The sequence below is a fragment of the Plantibacter sp. MCCC 1A11337 genome (assembly GCF_013349365.1).
Classification (GTDB): domain Bacteria; phylum Actinomycetota; class Actinomycetes; order Actinomycetales; family Microbacteriaceae; genus Plantibacter; species Plantibacter flavus_A.
In genome coordinates this window covers 1,397,086-1,412,890 of the sequence record NZ_JABJWX010000001.1, presented here as the reverse complement: position 1 = coordinate 1,412,890, position 15,805 = coordinate 1,397,086, and the positions used below count along the sequence as shown (strand labels likewise).

The following is a 15,805-nucleotide window of genomic DNA, read 5'->3' as shown; positions in this document are numbered from 1 at the left end:
CTCAGGGACCGGGGGGTGCTCAGGGACCGGGGGGTGCTCAGGGACCGGGGGGTCGGGGAGCGGGTTGGGTGGTTCAGGGAGCGGGTGGGGTGGCTCGGGGACCGGGTGCGGCTCCGGGGCCGGGGTGCGCGACCGGGTGGAGACCGACGTCCGCTCACCGCCAGCGGTACTCGAGCTCCGGGCGCCCAGGCGTGCCGTAGCGCGGCGAGCGCTCGACGGCGCCCGTCTCGGCGAGGTACTCGAGGTAGCGCCTCGCCGTCACCCGCGACAGGGACCCGGCGGCCGCCGCCTCGCTCGCCGAGAGCGGTCCGGCCGCCTGCCGGAGGAGGTCCGAGACCAGACGCAGGGTGTCCTCCGAGAGGCCCTTCGCCAACTGCGGACGGGAGGACGGCGCTCGCAGCGTGGCGAGGGTGAGGTCCACCTCGTGTTGGCTTGCGACCGAGCCCTCCGCCGACATCGTGTGCCGGAAGGAGCGGTACGCCTCCAGCTTGTCGGCGAACGCGGGGAACGCGAACGGCTTGATGAGGTATTGGACGATGCCCGCCGAGACCGCCGCCCGGACGATCCGGAGATCACGGGCCGCGGTGATGGCGATGACGTCGACGTCGATACCCGCCGTCCGGATGCGTCGGCACAGCTCGAGACCGTGCGCGTCCGGCAGGTTGAGGTCGAGCAGGACGAGGTCGATCCGGTCGTCGGGGGAGCGACCGGCCGCAGTGGCCCGAAGCGCCTGCATCGCGGTGGCCGCATCGCCCGCCACACCGGCGAGCTCGAAGCCCTCCACGCGGCGCAGGTAGGACGCGTGGGCCTGCTGGGCGATCGGTTCGTCCTCGACGACCAGGACCCGGATGTGCCCGCTCATGTGCCTGCCTCGTCCCGGACCCCGACCGCGGCCGGCAGCGTCACGACGAACGCCGAGGACGGCTCGCGGACGACCTCGATCGTGCCATCGAGCCGTGTCACGGCCTGCTGGACCAGCGCGAGACCGAACCCCCGACCGTATCGGCCGGGCTCCTTCGTCGACCAGCCGCGCGCGAACGCGACGTCGAGCGCCTCCGGGGGCAGGCCCGGCCCGCTGTCGGTCACCTGGATCACGAGCTCCGTCGTCTCGGCGTCGGCGGACCGCCCGGCGCCGAGCTCGTCCGGCAGCCCCTGTCCGAGGTAGACCTCCACCCAGGGGCGATCGCCGGCCGCCGCGTCGATCGCATTGTCGATGAGGTTGCCGAGGATGGTGACGATCACGGCCGGGTCGACGCGCACGCGTCCGAGCGCCGGGTCGCTCTCGAGGTGCAGCTCGACCCCCTGCTCGGCCGCCTGCGCCGTCTTGCCGAGCAGCAGGGCCGAGATCACCGGCTCGTGCTCCGCCGCGAGCACGCGGTCGGTCAACCGCTGACTGGCCCCGAGTCCCTGCGCCGCGAGGTCGAGCGCCTCCTCCCGCCGGTCGAGCTCGATGAGCGAGACGATCGTGTGCAGCCGGTTCGCGAACTCGTGGGTCTGCGAGCGCAGGGCGTCGCTCATCGTCCGCATGGACGCCAGTTCGCCGCTCAGGTGTTCGATCTCGGTGTGGTCGCGCAGCGTCATCACCCAGCCACGCGGGTGCGGGCCCGCCGTCTCGCCCGGACCGACCGCCGACTCCTGGTTCACGACGAGCACGTGCTCGCGTGTGAGGTGGATCTCGTCGACGGCCTGACGCCCGCTCGCGAGGAGCTCCCGCAGGCCGGCGTCGATCGGCAGCTCGTCGACCGGCACCGCGCCCGGGGAACGCTCACCGAGCGGCAGCCCGAGCAGTTCGGCCGCCTGGTCGTTGACGAGCACGAGACGCCGGTGTCGGTCCACGAGGACGAGCCCCTCGCGCACCGAGTGGAGCACCGATTCGTAGTAGTCGAACATCCTGGCGAGGTCCTCAGGTCCGCGCGACCCGGTGACCCGCGCGAGGTAGCGGCGGAGCGTCCAGGAGCCGATCGCGCCGACGACGAGCACGAGCAGGGCCGTCCCGAGCAACCACGGCACCCGGGTCTCGAAGGTCTCCGACACGTTGCTGACCGTGACCCCCGCGGCGACGAGGGCGACGACCTCGCCGGCGCCGTCACGGATCGGTGCGACGGCGCGGACCGAGGGGCCGAGCGTGCCCGTGTACGTCTCGGTGAAGGTCCCTCCCTCGAGCGCCGGTCCGATCGTGCCGATGAACGGCTTGCCGATCTGGTCGCGCTCACGGTGCGTGTACCGGGTGCGGTCCGGAGCCATGATCGTCACGAAGTCGACGCCGGTGTCGCGCATGAGCGCCTCGGCGTACGGCTGGAGCGCGTCCGACGGGCGTTCCGAGCCGAGCTGCGCGACGACGTAGGGGTTGTCCGCGACGCCGTTCGCGACGTCGAGGCACTTCGCGACCGCGCGGTCCTCGGTCTCGGTACGGGCCTGGAACCAGAGCAGGACACCGGCGACGAGTGTCATCGCGACGACCGCGACGAGCTGCACGAGGAAGAGCCGCGAGGCGATGCTCCTGGACCGACCGGCCATCGCGTCACCTCCGTCTGCTCCGTCGCGTCGACCCCTCAAGTATCGGGGGTGACGAGGGCCTCAGGCGTCGCCGACCGCGACCAGTACGACCACAAGCGGCCACTACGACCACAACCCGGCCGATCCGCCGACGTGGTCGCAGCATGGGTCGATCGACCACCCGCTGCCGCACTGACGCGGCCGACGAAACGGATCCGGAATGGCAATGACGCTCTCCTCCCTGAAACGGCTGGACAAGACCCACTACCTCTACCTCGCGGTGATCGTCGCGGTGCTCGCCGGCATCGTCGTCGGCCTCGCCGCCCCGGAGTTCGCGAAGGGACTCAAACCCATCGGCGACGCCTTCGTGGCGCTGATCAAGATGATGATCGCCCCGGTCATCTTCTGCACCATCGTGATCGGTGTCGGGTCGATCGCGAAGGCCGCGACCGTCGGCAAGGTCGGCGGGCTCGCGCTGCTGTACTTCATCGTGATGTCGACCTTCGCGCTCGCGATCGGCCTCGTCGTCGGCAACCTCATCCAGCCGGGCGCCGGCTTGAACCTCGCCGAGACGAGCTATCCGGTGGAGGGGGAGGCCAAGAGCACGACCGAGTTCATCCTCGGCATCATCCCCACGACGCTCGTGTCATCGCTGACCGGCGGCAACATCCTGCAGGTCCTCTTCGTCGCCCTGCTCGTCGGCTTCGGCCTGCAGAAGATGGGCGCGACGGGTGAACCGATCCTGCGCGGTGTCAAGCTCATCCAGGCGCTCGTGTTCCGGGTGCTCGCGATGATCATGTGGATCGCCCCCGTCGGCGCCTTCGGAGCGATCGCCGCGGTGACCGGGTCCGCCGGTGCGAGCGCGCTCGTCGGGCTCGCCACGCTCATGATCGCGTTCTACATCACCTGTGCGTTGTTCATCGTCATCGTGCTCGGCGGGGTCCTGCGCCTCGCCACGGGCTTCAACATCTTCAAGCTCATGAAGTACCTCGGCCGTGAGTACCTCCTGATCGTCGGCACCTCCTCCTCCGAGGCTGCGCTGCCGCGACTCATCGCGAAGATGGAGCACCTCGGTGTCTCCAAGCCGGTCGTCGGCATCACCGTCCCGACGGGCTACTCCTTCAACCTCGACGGCACCGCGATCTACCTCACCATGGCGTCGATCTTCATCGCCGACGTCATGGGTGTCCCGATGAACCTCGGGGAGCAGATCTCGCTCCTCGTGTTCATGATCATCGCGTCGAAGGGCGCCGCGGGCGTCACCGGCGCCGGTCTCGCGACCCTCGCCGGCGGGCTGCAGGCCAACCGACCCGACCTCGTCGACGGGGTCGGCCTCATCGTCGGCATCGACCGCTTCATGTCGGAGGCGCGTGCGCTCACGAACTTCACCGGCAACGCGGTCGCCACGATCATCATCGGCACGTGGGTGAAGGAGGTCGACCGGGTGCAGGTCGGCGAGGTCCTCTCCGGTCGCTCGCGGTTCGACGAGGCGACGATGAGCGTCGACGATCACACAGGCGCAGTCGCGGTGGCGAAGCGCTGAGGCTCCGGCACGTCGACAGGCTCAGGGGCCGGACATCCGGTCCCTGAGCCTGTCGCTCCCGGTCCCTGAGTCTGTCGCTCCCGGTCCCTGAGCCTGTCGAAGGGTGCTCAGTTCGCAGGGGAGTCGACGATCGGCTTCGTCGGCGGGGTGTCGCCCTCGAGCACCGCCTCGTCCACGGCGGTGGTCGACCGTTCCGTCCGCGGAGCGATCCGGAACAGCGGGATCGTGTAGCCGCAGATCGGGCCGATGAGCACGGCGAAGACCACCGTTCCGATGCCGACGTTCCCGCCGAGCAGCCACCCGACACCGAGGACGACGAGCTCCACGCCCGTGCGCCCGACCCAGATCGGCCACCCGGTGACGCGGTGGATGCCGGTCATGAGGCCGTCCCGCGGGCCGGGGCCGAAGTTGCCGCCGATGTAGAGGCCCGAGGCGACGCCGAGGAGGAGCAGTCCACCGGCGAACAGCAGGATGCGCGCCCACAGGTCGAGGTCCGCAGGGATGAACGCCAGCCCGATGTCGGCCGAGGGCCCCACGAGGAGGACGTTGAGGACGGTGCCGACACCCGGCCGCTGCTTGAGGGGGATCCAGGCGAGGAGCACGAGCCCGCCGACGATGATCGTGATGAGTCCGAAGCTCAGGCCCGTCCGCAGATTGAGTCCCTGGGTGAGGACGTCCCACGGGGCGACCCCGACCGCACCGCGCACGATCATCGCGATGGCGATGCCGTACAGGAAGAGGCCGATGAGGAGTTGGAGCACACGACGGGTCATGGTGGACAATCCAATTGCACGATTGGCTTTGGCGCTAGAGGCCAATCCGGGTATCGTGGTTCAATGGCTTCCATCACCCTGAGTGCCCGATCGCTCGCCGCCCTGCTCGGGCAGTGGAAGACCGCTGCGCCCGCCTACCGCGGTCTCGCCGACCGCATCCGACTCCTCGTCCTCGACGGACGCATCCCGGTCGGCACCCGTCTGCCGGCCGAGCGGGAACTGGCGGATCGGCTCGCGCTGAGCCGCACCACGGTCACCGCGGCGTACCGCGAACTCCGGGAGGCGGGCTACCTCCGCAGCATCCGCGGTTCGGGCAGCGTCACCCTGCTGCCGTCGGCGCCCACTGCGCTGGCGCCCGTGCCACAGGGCGGGTTCCTCGACTTCAGCAAGGCGGCCGTCCCGCCGTGCCCTGAGATCATCGACGCCGTGGCCACCGCCGCCGCAGAGCTGCCGCGGTACATGCACGACTTCGACTACGACCTCGTCGGCATGCCCGAGCTCCGGCAGGCCATCGCCGACCGCTACACCGCGCGCGGTCTGCCCACCGACCCCGACGAGATCATGGTGACCGTCGGGGCCCAACACGCGATCGCCCTCATCGCCCGCACCCTGCTCAGCCGAGGTGACCGCGTCCTCGTCGAGATGCCGAGCTATCCCCACGCCTACGAGGCACTCCGGGCGGCCGGGGCCAGACTCGGCGCGGCGACCGTGTCCTCGGAGACCGGTTGGGACGTCCGCGAGCTCGAGCAGTGGTTCGAACGCACGAGCCCCGCGATGGCCTACCTCATGCCGGACTTCCACAACCCGACCGGGGCGTCGATGCCGCTCGAGACCCGCCGACGGGTCGCCGCAGCCGCCGAGCGGCACGGGACGGTGCTCGTGATCGACGAGACCACGGCCGAACTCGACATCGACCGGCCGACGGACCAGGGGCTCGACGGCACCCCGTTCGCCGCACTCGAGGGCGCGCCGGCGTCGATCATCACGATCGGCTCGGTGGGCAAGACGATCTGGGGCGGCCTCCGCATCGGGTGGATCCGGGCCGAGCGCGGCACGATCAGGAAGCTCGTCTCGGCGCGCTCGCTGGGCGATCTCGGCACGCCGATCCTCGACCAGCTGACCGTCCAGCAGTTGATGCCGGCGATGGACGGCATCGTCGCCCGGCGCGGTGTCGCGCTCGGCGAGACCCGCGACCGGCTCGTCGACCTCCTGGCCGATCGCCTCCCCGAGTGGACCGTGCCGCGGGTCGACGGCGGGATCGCCACCTGGGTGAACCTCGGCGAGGCGGCGTCATCGCAGCTCTCGCTTGCGGCTCGGAGTCACGGGCTCGTGATCGTCGCCGGGCCGCGGTTCGGGATCGACGGTGCGTTCGAGCGCTACCTGCGCATCCCGATCAGCTATCCGTGGGCCCAGACGGAGCAGGCGGTCGAGCTGCTGACGCAGACGTGGCACTCCGCGATGTTCGGGCACGTGCCGGCCCTGGACTACCTCGAAGACGTCGTCTGACCTCGTCGCCGACGAGCGTGACGCCGCTCCACACGCAGTGCTCGTGCGAGCCGTGTCCAGCCTCCGCGCGAGACCGCCGTCGGACGGGTGCGCGGTGACATACTTGCAGAGTCGGCACCTCTCGCAACAACCGAAAGCGGCTCCGTGCACCTGCTCTCCGTCCTCAGCATGAAGAACCGCGCGTTGATCGCGCTCGTCACCATCGTGGCAGCCGTGTTCGGCGTCCTGGCGGTGGGCGGCCTCAAGCAGGAGCTCATCCCGTCGGTCCAGTTCCCGCAGCTCGCGATCATCACGAGCTACCCGGGTGCGGCACCCGAGGTCGTCAACGACGACGTCTCGACCCCGATCGAGACCGCGATCCAGGGCGTGCCCGGTATCGAGTCCACCTCGGCGACGTCGAGCACGAACTCGAGCCTCGTCAGCGCGACCTTCACCTACGGCACGGACCTCGCCACCGCCGAACAGAAGATCACCCAGGCGATCAACCGCATCAAGTCGACCCTGCCCGACACCGTCGACCCGCAGGTGGTCAGCGGCAGCATCGACGACCTCCCGGTCATCCAGATCGCCGTGTCCGGTGCGGCCGACCAGGACTCCCTCGCCGAGGTGCTCTCGAGCTCCGTGGTCCCCGACATCAAGGACGTCGACGGCGTCCGCGACGCGGCGATCGTCGGCGAGGTGGGCAAGCGGGTCACGATCACCCCCGACGACGCCAAACTGGCCCTCGCGGGGCAGACCAGCCGGGTCATCGGGACGACGCTGCAGCAGAACGGCTCCCTGCAGCCCGCGGGCGACATCACCGAGGGCGACAAGACGTTCTCCGTCCAGACGGGCACGAAGCTCACCTCGGTCGACGACATCGCCGCCCTGCCGATCACGGGCGCCTTCGCCGCCGACGGCTCCGTCCTGACCATCGGCGACGTCGCGACGGTCGCCCTGAGCGACGACCCGATCACCTCGATCTCCCGCGTCGACGGCGAGCCGGCGCTCACCATCGCCGTCACGAAACTGCCCGCGGCGAACACCGTCGAGGTCTCCCAGGGCGTGCGCGACATCCTCCCCGAGCTCGAGCGCACCATCGGGTCCGACGCCAAACTCACCGTCGTCTTCGATCAGGCGCCCTACATCGAGCAGTCCATCGAGGCCCTGACGACCGAGGGCCTGCTCGGTCTCGTCTTCGCGGTCCTCATCATCCTCGTCTTCCTCCTCGATGTCCGGGCCACGCTCGTGACGGCGATCTCCATCCCGACGTCCGTGCTCATCACCTTCATCGGTCTCCAGGTCGCCGAGTACTCGCTCAACATCCTCACGCTGGGTGCGCTGACGATCGCCATCGGGCGGGTGGTGGACGACTCCATCGTCGTCATCGAGAACATCAAGCGGCACCTCTCGTTCGGCGACAACCGCACCGGCGCGCAGCGCGCCGGGTCCATCCTCAGCGCCGTCCAGGAGGTCGCGGGCGCGATCACCGCCTCGACCATCACCACCGTGGCCGTGTTCCTGCCCATCGCGTTCGTCGGCGACGTCACCGGCGAACTCTTCCGACCCTTCGCCCTCACCGTCACGATCGCCCTGCTCGCCTCGCTCCTCGTCGCGCTCACCATCGTGCCCGTGCTCGCCTACTGGTTCCTCCGCGCCCCGAAGGCCCAGCGGCTCGCAGCCGCAGCCGCAGCGGAGGAAGCGCCGTCCGACGCGACGACCGGACCGGTCCGGAGCCGACGCGAGCGTCGCGTCAGCGTGCAGGACGAGGACGACCTCGAGAAGCCGTCACGGCTCCAGAAGGCGTACCTCCCGATCATCCACTGGACCCTCAAGCACTCGGTCACCACGCTGCTACTGTCGGTGCTCGTGCTCGTCGGCACCTTCGCGCTCACGCCGTTCATGAAGACCAACTTCCTGGGTGACTCCGGCCAGAACACGCTGACGGTCACGCAGACCCTGCCGGTCGGCACGAGCCTCGACGCCCAGGACGCGGCGGCGAAGCAGGTCGAAACGAAGCTGCGCGACATCGACGGCATCGACACCGTCCAGCTCTCGATCGGATCGAGCGGAAGCTCCCTGCGCGACGCGTTCTCGGGCGGCGGCGGTGGAGCCATCACCTACTCGATCACGACCAGCGAAGACGCCGACCAGACGGCACTCCAGAAGACGGTCCGCAAGGACCTGTCCGGCCTCGACGACGTCGGCGAGATCGAGGTCGCCGCGTCCGCGGGCTTCGGTGGGTCGAGCGACATCGAGATCGACATCACCTCCGCACGGCAGAGCGACCTCGCGGAGGCCGCCGACGCGATCCAGCAGGCCGTCACCGGCCTCGACGGCATCGACCAGGTCACGAGCAACCTCAGCGAATCGCGACCCTACGTCCAGGTGGCCGTCGACCGCGACGCCGCTGCCGCTGCGGGGTTCAGCGAGGTCGCGCTCGGCGCGTACGTGTCGCAGCTCATGCAGCCGACGACGGTGGGCTCGATCGTCATCGACGACACCACGCTCACCATCTACGTCGACGCCCAGGACCCACCGACCACCATCGACGCCCTCGCGGCGACGGAGGTCCCGACCGCCACCGGCCCGAAACGTCTCGACGCCCTCGCGACGGTCTCGCAGGTCGACGGACCCGCGACGATCTCGACCGTCAAGGGGCTTCGCTCGGCCACGATCAGCGCGACTCCGGGCAGCGACAACCTCGGCACCGCCAGCGCCGAGGTGCAGACGGCGATCGACGACGTCAAGCTGCCCGCCGGCACCACGGCGACCCTCGGGGGTGTCACGGCATCGCAGAGCGACGCGTTCGGACAGCTGGGCCTCGCGCTCCTCGCAGCGATCCTCATCGTGTACGTCATCATGGTCGCGACGTTCCGTTCGCTGCGGCAGCCGCTCGAACTCCTGGTGTCGGTACCGTTCGCCGCAACCGGCGCGATCGGGCTCCAGATCATCACCGGCGTGCCGCTGGGCGTCCCGTCCCTCATCGGCGTGCTGATGCTCATCGGTATCGTCGTGACGAACGCGATCGTGCTGGTCGACCTCGTGAACCAGTACCGGCGACGCGGCATGACGGTCGTCGAGGCCGTCGAGCACGGTGCTGCACGCCGGCTCCGCCCGATCCTCATGACGGCGCTCGCGACGATCTTCGCCCTCACCCCGATGGCACTCGGCATCACCGGACACGGCGGCTTCATCTCGCAGCCGCTCGCGATCGTCGTCATCGGCGGGCTCGTCTCCTCGACCATCCTGACGCTCGTCGTGCTCCCCACCCTCTACAACCTCGTCGAGGGGTTCCGGGAACGTCGCGAGCAGCGGCGGGCTGCAGCCGAGCCGAAGCCGACAGCGCGCACGGTCGCCGCGATCGAGGGGCCGCGGGCCGCGACGGTCCCTGCTGAGGAACCGGCTCTCGTCGGCGCCGATGGTGGAAGCGCTGCGACCACGGCGACCGCGCCTGACGCGGCCGTTCCGTCGGATGCTGTGGACGTGACTCCGGTCGACGCGGCTCCAGATGCCGCCGCTCCCGCTGGCGCGGAATCGACGGAGGAGGCCCCGATCGATTCGGTTCCCGCGGACGCCGGACCGGCCGATGCGGTTCCCACGGACTCGGGTGCGGCACCCGAGACGCAGGTCGCTGCGCCGAGTGAGCCGGCGGTGGATCGACCGATGACGCGCCCGGCTGCGCACGAAGCTCACGAAGCCCACGAGGTGCACGGGGCGCATGTGGCGACGGGTGACGAGCTGCCGCGCACCGAGGCGATCACCCTCCCCGACGCGGTCTCCGACGCCCCTGCGGACGAGGTCGCGCATTCCGGCGAGCACGCCGCCCCAGCGGCGGAGCCTGAGCCAGACGCGCAGGCTGATGCTGATGCGGTCGCTGAGCCGGTCGCTGAGCCTGAGCCGGCCCTGGAGCCGGGGCCAGCGGCGGAGTCCGAGCTCCCTGCTGAGTCTGAGCGAGCTACCGAGTCCATGCCGACGACCGACGCCGAATCGACGCCAGCCGCTGAGTCGACGCCCGGTGCCGATACGGCACCCGGTACGGAAGCGTCATCGGGCACCGAACGGCCGAAGCGCCGCCGCGCGCAGTGGCCGTGATCGACCACCTGCCGCTCGGTCGCTGAGCTGCGGCTCACGCGGATCGACACGAAGCCCTCGGAAACGCCGACACCGGCGCCCGAGGGCTTCGTCGTGTGACGCCCGACTCAGCGGAGATCGCCGACCGCGCCGGTGACCGCCCGCACGACCTCACCCGACTGCACCAGCGCGGTGACCGCCTCGATCTCGGGGGAGAGGAACCGGTCGGGACCGGGACCCGTGACCTGCTCACGCACCCGGCGGAGCACCGCTCCCGTGCCGACGGCCGGCTCGAGCGGGCCGCGCAGGTCGAGGCCCCGGGCTGCCGTCATGACCTCGATCGCCAGCACCCGGCTGAGACCGTCGATCGCCCTCCGGAGCTTCCGCGCCGCCGCCCAACCCATCGAGACGTGGTCCTCCTGCATCGCGGAGGACGGGATCGAGTCGACGGACGCCGGGTGCGCCAGGCGTTTCAGCTCGCTCACGATGCCGGCCGCCGTGTACTGGGCGATCATGAGGCCCGAGTCGACACCGACCTCGTGTGCGAGGAACGGCGGGAGGCCGTTGCTCCGGCTCCGGTCCAGGAAACGGTCGGTGCGGCGCTCCGACATGGACGCGACATCCGCGACGGCGATCGCGAGGAAGTCGAGCACGTAGGCGACCGGGGCACCGTGGAAGTTCCCGTTCGACTCGACGCGTCCGTCCGGCGTGAGCACCGGATTGTCGACGGCACTCGCGAGCTCACGCTCGGCGACCATCGCGGCGTGGTCGACCGTGTCCCTGGCGGCACCGTGCACCTGCGGGGCACAGCGCAGCGAGTAGGCGTCCTGCACCCGGGTGCACTCGGGACCCCGGTGGCTCGCGACGATCGGGGAGCCGTCGAGCAGCAACCGCAGGTTCGCGGCGCTCTCGGCTTGACCCGCCTGCGGGCGCAGGGCCTGCAGGTCCGCGGCGAACACGGCGTCCGTGCCGAGCAGGCCCTCGACGCTCATCGCCGCGGCGACATCGGCGGTGCGCAGGAGCATCCGCAGGTCGTCCACGGCGAGCGCGAGCATCCCCAGCATGCCGTCGGTGCCGTTGATGAGCGCGAGCCCCTCCTTCTCGGCGAGCTGTACCGGGACGAGGCCGGCGTCGGCGAGGGCGTCGGCTGTAGGACGACGGCGTCCGTGCGAATCGGTCACCTCGCCTTCACCCATCACCGCCAGCGCGCAGTGCGCGAGGGGCGCGAGGTCGCCGGAGCAGCCGAGCGACCCGTACTCGCGCACGACCGGGGTGATGCCGGCGTTGAGCATCGCCGCGTAGGCGCGGACCGTCTCGACCCGCACCCCGGTGCGGCCCGTCATGAGCGTCGAGAGCCGCAGCGTCATCAGGGAACGCACGACCTCCCGCTCGACGACGTCACCGCTGCCGGCGGCGTGCGAGCGGACGAGACTCGCCTGCAACTGCGAGCGGCGTGCCGGCTCGATGAACGTGGTCGCGAGCGCACCGAACCCGGTCGAGATCCCGTAGTGGGGCTCGGGGTCGGAGGCGAGCGCTTCGATGATCCGACGGGATGCGGCGACGTCGTCGAGGGCCTCGCCGTCGAGGTCGATCCGAGCGCCGTGCCGGGCGACGGCGACGACCTCGGCGATCGACAGCGGTCCGGTGCCGAGGGAGACCGAGGTCGGATCGACGGGCTCGGGATGCGGGCGACCGGAGGTCGTCGGGTCGCTGGTGGTCGGGGTCGCGCCGGGCTGGATGTCCATGTTCCGATCGAACACCCGGACGCCGACCGCGGCGGTGCGCGTAGAGTCGTCCGTGTCTGGGATGACAGACGTGGACGACCAGGCGGCCGCGTCCGAGCCGCGGAGACGAGGTCAACGGTGAGTCAGGTCCCGGCAGCCGACGCCACTCTGCGCGTGCTGAGCCATCTCGCCGGAGCCCGCGGCCCGCTTCCGGCCGCGGCCATCGCCTCGGCACTCGACCTCCCGCGATCGACGGTCTACCACCTCCTCAGCGTGCTGCAGGAGCACGGCTTCGTGGTCCACCTGCCCGAAGCCCGTCGCTACGGGCTCGGGGTCGCCGCCTTCGAGCTCTCCGGCGGATACGCCCGGCAGGAGCCGCTCAGCATGCTCGGGCGCCCGTTGCTCGCCGAGCTGGTCGACCGGGTGGGTGAGAGCGCGCACCTCGCCGTGCTGCACGGCCGGGACGTGCTCTACATCGTGGACGAGCGTGCCCCGCGTCGGCCGCACCTCGTCACCGATGTCGGTGTGCGCCTCCCGGCTCACCTGACCGCCAGCGGCTGCGCGATCCTCGCCTCGCTCCCGGCCGGCCAGCTGCGCGCCCTGTTCCCCGACCAGGCGGCGTTCGTCGACCGCACCGGCCACGGGCCGAAGCGGTACCGGGAGCTCCGACAGGTCCTGACCCAGACGACCCAGGACGGGTATGCGCGCGAGGCGGGCGGGGTGACGCTCGGTCTCGCGAGTGTCGGGGTGGTCGTCCGCGACCACACGGGGTGGCCGGCGGCGGCGATCGCGGTCACCTACGACGCCGACGCGGGACTCGATCCGGCGTGGCTGGCCCGCGAGATCCAGCCGGCGGCCGCCGAGCTGTCGCGGCGGATCCGAGGTCGCTGAGCGCTCGGCGGAGCGGGCGGGCGGTGCGGCGGCTCAGGAACCGTGGTCAGGCGACCGAGCGCAGGATGAGCTCGAGCAGTGCGGTCGCATACGCGTCGGGCGCCGTCGCGGCGCTGAACCGTCGCAGTTCGCCGCCGAGCTCGACCACGACGGTGTACGCCTCGGCGTCGCCCAACGACAGGAGGACGTCGAGTTCGTCGTCGAGCGTCGGCTCGCCGTCGGTCGGCGCAGCCGGGGACACCGCGCGTTCGAGCGACCGGAACGAGCCGCGCAGCAGAGCGCGCAGCTGGTGCTCCGACGGCAGCCAGAGCGTCTCCTCCTGGTCGACGGAGTCCAACGCCCACTCGGTCGTCCCGTTGAAGCCGAAACTGCGGCCACCCGGGTGCTCGTGCACCTCGACGGTCATCTCGCTGACCGTGAACACGTCGCCGGCGAGCTCGCCGCCGTCGATGGTGAAGCGGTCGCCGGGTTCGGGGGTCCAGCGCAGGCCGGCGGTGCGGAGCGCTCGGGCGAGGTCAGCGGAGATCATCAGTCCAGTATCGCCGACCACCGTGCGATGCGGCTGGCAACCCCTCGTTTCGGACGGAACCCTGTGCGAGGGTGGATGGACTCTTCGAAGGGTCCGATGATGCCCGCACCTGATGATGGCCTATCCGGTCGCTTCCCTGCGCGCGGCCGCGTGACCACACGACGGTTCGAGGGGACGACCGGGATGCAGGAGGCGTCTGGCGCGCTGCGATTCGTGGACGTGGACCCCGATCGGTTCTCGATGACCGTCGACTCGGTCATGCTCGGCGAGTACGTCCTCCATCGCAACACGGTCGGGCCCGGGACGTTCGACGTCCTCGCCGACGCCTACGGGCTCGATGAGCCGGTCGCCACGATCGTGATGCTCATCGAGGGTGCGGCCAGCCTGGTCCACGGCCGACAGCAACTCGAGCTGCTCCCCGGGACCGGAACGCTCACGGAGGGCGCCGAGACGTATCGGACGACGATCCACGACCACGCGACCTATCTGTACGTGTTCGTGCCGATGCGTGCGCTTCGCCGCCTCGGCATCGCCCCGACGAGCGCCCTCGGCCCGTTGGCGCCGTCGCCGCTGCTGCGGGGGAGCGCCGCGTTCCTCGTGGAGGTCATCTCCGCGTTCGAGCCGATCGGCGGCGCCGCGCAGCTCAGACTCTGCCGGGTGATCGACACGATGCTCGCGACGCTCTACGCGGAGAACGACCTCTTCCGGGCCGAGGGGGAGGCCGGACGGGTTCCGCTCCGGCTCCGGATCATCGAGCACATCGCCGCGTCCTTCGCCGAGCGGGAGCTGCGACCGGAGACGCTGGCGCGTCGCTTCAACATGTCGACCAGGTCCCTGCAACGGGTGTTCGAGGGCTCGGGAACGAGCGCCGCGGGCGAGATCGCCGAGCGGCGGGTGCAGCTCGCGCTCGCCCTCCTCTCGGACCCCGATCACCGAGGCCTGTCGATCGCCGAGGTCGCGGCCCGCTGCGGCTACCACTCGCAGGCGCACCTCCGTCGAGCGGTCGTCGCGCACACCGGGCTCAGCCCGAGCCAGTTCCGGGAGCAGACGAAGGCGGAGGACGCCTGACGTCGCAGCGTCGTCAGGCCGCCGGATCAGCCTGCGGTACGCCTGCTTCGACGCGGGGCCGTCAACCATGGACGCAGCAGCCTCGTGACGAGCGGCAGGAGCCAGTAGGTCATGATCGGCGTCAGGATGAGCGTCGAGATCAGCACGTGGAGGAACACGCCGAGCGGTTCCCAACCGGGCACGAGTGCCGTGACGAGGAGGGTGAAGACGAGGTTGAGCGGGAAGAAGCCCAACCAGATGCTCACCGCCTGCTTCCAGCGCGGCGGTGCCGGCGGGATCGGGTCCGGGTCGCCGGAGAGCTCGGCCTCCTCGACGCGGAGGATCCCGTCGGGCGCGTCGAACCACCCCTCGATCCCGCTGCGCCGTTCGACGCGGGACGGCTCCATGAACTCGCGGCCGCTCGAGAGCCACCAGGCGCGTTCCTTCGACTCCTCCCAGTCGGTGAGCGTCTGTTCGTCCGCGAAGCGGTACAGCATGTACCAGACGTCGCTCTCGGCACCCGCGCGCACCCAGCCGGAGCCGAGGAAGCCGGGGTACCGGTTCGCCAGGTTGATGCCCGCCTGGACCCAGATGGTGGCCTCGGAGATCGACGCCGGGTTGACGCGTCGCTCGATCGAGACGGTGATGGGATCGTGTTCCATACGCCCAGTAGACCGCACTCGTGTTTCGATCTCGTGTCCCACCGCAGCCCCCGTAGAGTCGAGGCATGGCGACTCCTGACTTCGTACTGGCCCTCCGCGAGCGGATCGGGCACGCGCCGCTCTGGTTGACGGGGGTGACCGCGGTCGTCCTCCGCGGTCTCGGGACACCCGAGGCCGAGGTCCTGCTCGTCCGGCGACAGGACAACGGGGCGTGGACACCCGTCACGGGGATCATCGACCCGGGCGAGGAACCCGCGGTGGCGGCGGAGCGCGAGGTCCTCGAGGAGGCGGCCGTGGTCGCGGTCGCCGAGCGTCTCGCCCAGGTGCAGGTGCTCCCGCAGAACGTCTACGACAACGGCGACATCACGCAGTACATCGACCTCGTGTTCCGATGCCGCTATGAGTCGGGCGAGCCGTATCCGGCCGACGGCGAGAACTCCGAGGCGCGGTGGTTCCCGCTCGACGCCCTGCCCGAGCAGGTCTCACAGAACTTCCGCACCCGGATCGCGCTCGCCGCCTCCGACGAGCGCGAGGCCCGCTTCACCCGCTGACGTCGCCCCACCTGCCCGCGAACTGTCACG

General features: G+C 70.6%; 12 protein-coding genes. 6 read left to right on the top strand and 6 right to left on the bottom strand.

What is annotated here, in order from left to right; all coding sequences use genetic code 11:
- Positions 1 to 154 precede the first annotated feature (154 nt).
- Positions 155 to 862 (bottom strand): response regulator, encoded by a 708-nt coding sequence (locus HOW07_RS06490; RefSeq protein ID WP_175116380.1) that lies wholly within the window; start codon positions 860 to 862, stop codon positions 155 to 157.
- On the bottom strand, positions 859 to 2,517 hold the full coding sequence (locus HOW07_RS06485) for a sensor histidine kinase (RefSeq protein WP_175116379.1): 1,659 nt from the start codon (positions 2,515 to 2,517) through the stop codon (positions 859 to 861). The genes HOW07_RS06490 and HOW07_RS06485 overlap by 4 nt, the downstream gene beginning before the upstream one ends.
- A gap of 199 nt (positions 2,518 to 2,716) precedes the next feature.
- Here HOW07_RS06485 and HOW07_RS06480 point away from each other — a divergent pair, with 199 nt between their 5' ends.
- Positions 2,717 to 4,039, top strand: a complete 1,323-nt coding sequence (locus HOW07_RS06480) for a cation:dicarboxylate symporter family transporter (RefSeq protein WP_175116378.1) — start codon at positions 2,717 to 2,719, stop codon at positions 4,037 to 4,039.
- 107 nt (positions 4,040 to 4,146) lie between these two features.
- Here HOW07_RS06480 and HOW07_RS06475 read toward each other — a convergent pair whose 3' ends face one another.
- Entirely contained in the window at positions 4,147 to 4,812 is a 666-nt protein-coding gene (locus HOW07_RS06475; RefSeq protein WP_175116377.1) for a YitT family protein, read from the bottom strand.
- Between the two features lie 63 nt (positions 4,813 to 4,875).
- On the opposite strand from HOW07_RS06475, the gene HOW07_RS06470 reads away from it, so the two are divergent.
- A complete protein-coding gene (locus HOW07_RS06470) occupies positions 4,876 to 6,318 on the top strand; it encodes a PLP-dependent aminotransferase family protein (RefSeq protein ID WP_121291631.1) in 1,443 nt (480 codons plus the stop codon).
- 144 nt (positions 6,319 to 6,462) lie between these two features.
- Positions 6,463 to 10,392 (top strand): efflux RND transporter permease subunit, encoded by a 3,930-nt coding sequence (locus tag HOW07_RS06465; RefSeq protein WP_175116376.1) that lies wholly within the window; start codon positions 6,463 to 6,465, stop codon positions 10,390 to 10,392.
- A gap of 107 nt (positions 10,393 to 10,499) precedes the next feature.
- On the opposite strand, the gene hutH is transcribed toward HOW07_RS06465, so the two are convergent.
- A complete protein-coding gene (gene hutH, locus HOW07_RS06460; RefSeq protein WP_175116375.1) occupies positions 10,500 to 12,116 on the bottom strand; it encodes a histidine ammonia-lyase in 1,617 nt (538 codons plus the stop codon).
- Positions 12,117 to 12,233: 117 nt separating this feature from the next.
- Between hutH and HOW07_RS06455 the strand changes: the two genes are divergently transcribed.
- Positions 12,234 to 12,986 carry an IclR family transcriptional regulator gene (locus HOW07_RS06455; protein WP_371743591.1) on the top strand — a complete coding sequence of 251 codons (753 nt, stop codon included), beginning with the start codon at positions 12,234 to 12,236 and terminating at the stop codon, positions 12,984 to 12,986.
- 46 nt (positions 12,987 to 13,032) lie between these two features.
- Here HOW07_RS06455 and HOW07_RS06450 read toward each other — a convergent pair whose 3' ends face one another.
- Positions 13,033 to 13,515: a hypothetical protein gene (locus tag HOW07_RS06450; protein ID WP_064294230.1), complete on the bottom strand. Its 483-nt coding sequence runs from the start codon at positions 13,513 to 13,515 to the stop codon at positions 13,033 to 13,035.
- Positions 13,516 to 13,665: 150 nt separating this feature from the next.
- Between HOW07_RS06450 and HOW07_RS06445 the strand changes: the two genes are divergently transcribed.
- Positions 13,666 to 14,583, top strand: a complete 918-nt coding sequence (locus tag HOW07_RS06445) for an AraC family transcriptional regulator (RefSeq protein WP_158596593.1) — start codon at positions 13,666 to 13,668, stop codon at positions 14,581 to 14,583.
- Positions 14,584 to 14,609: 26 nt separating this feature from the next.
- Here the strand turns inward: HOW07_RS06445 and HOW07_RS06440 are convergent, their stop codons facing one another.
- On the bottom strand, positions 14,610 to 15,224 hold the full coding sequence (locus tag HOW07_RS06440; RefSeq protein WP_175116373.1) for an antibiotic biosynthesis monooxygenase: 615 nt from the start codon (positions 15,222 to 15,224) through the stop codon (positions 14,610 to 14,612).
- Positions 15,225 to 15,289: 65 nt separating this feature from the next.
- Between HOW07_RS06440 and HOW07_RS06435 the strand changes: the two genes are divergently transcribed.
- Positions 15,290 to 15,775: an NUDIX domain-containing protein gene (locus tag HOW07_RS06435; protein ID WP_071262396.1), complete on the top strand. Its 486-nt coding sequence runs from the start codon at positions 15,290 to 15,292 to the stop codon at positions 15,773 to 15,775.
- Positions 15,776 to 15,805 lie beyond the last annotated feature (30 nt).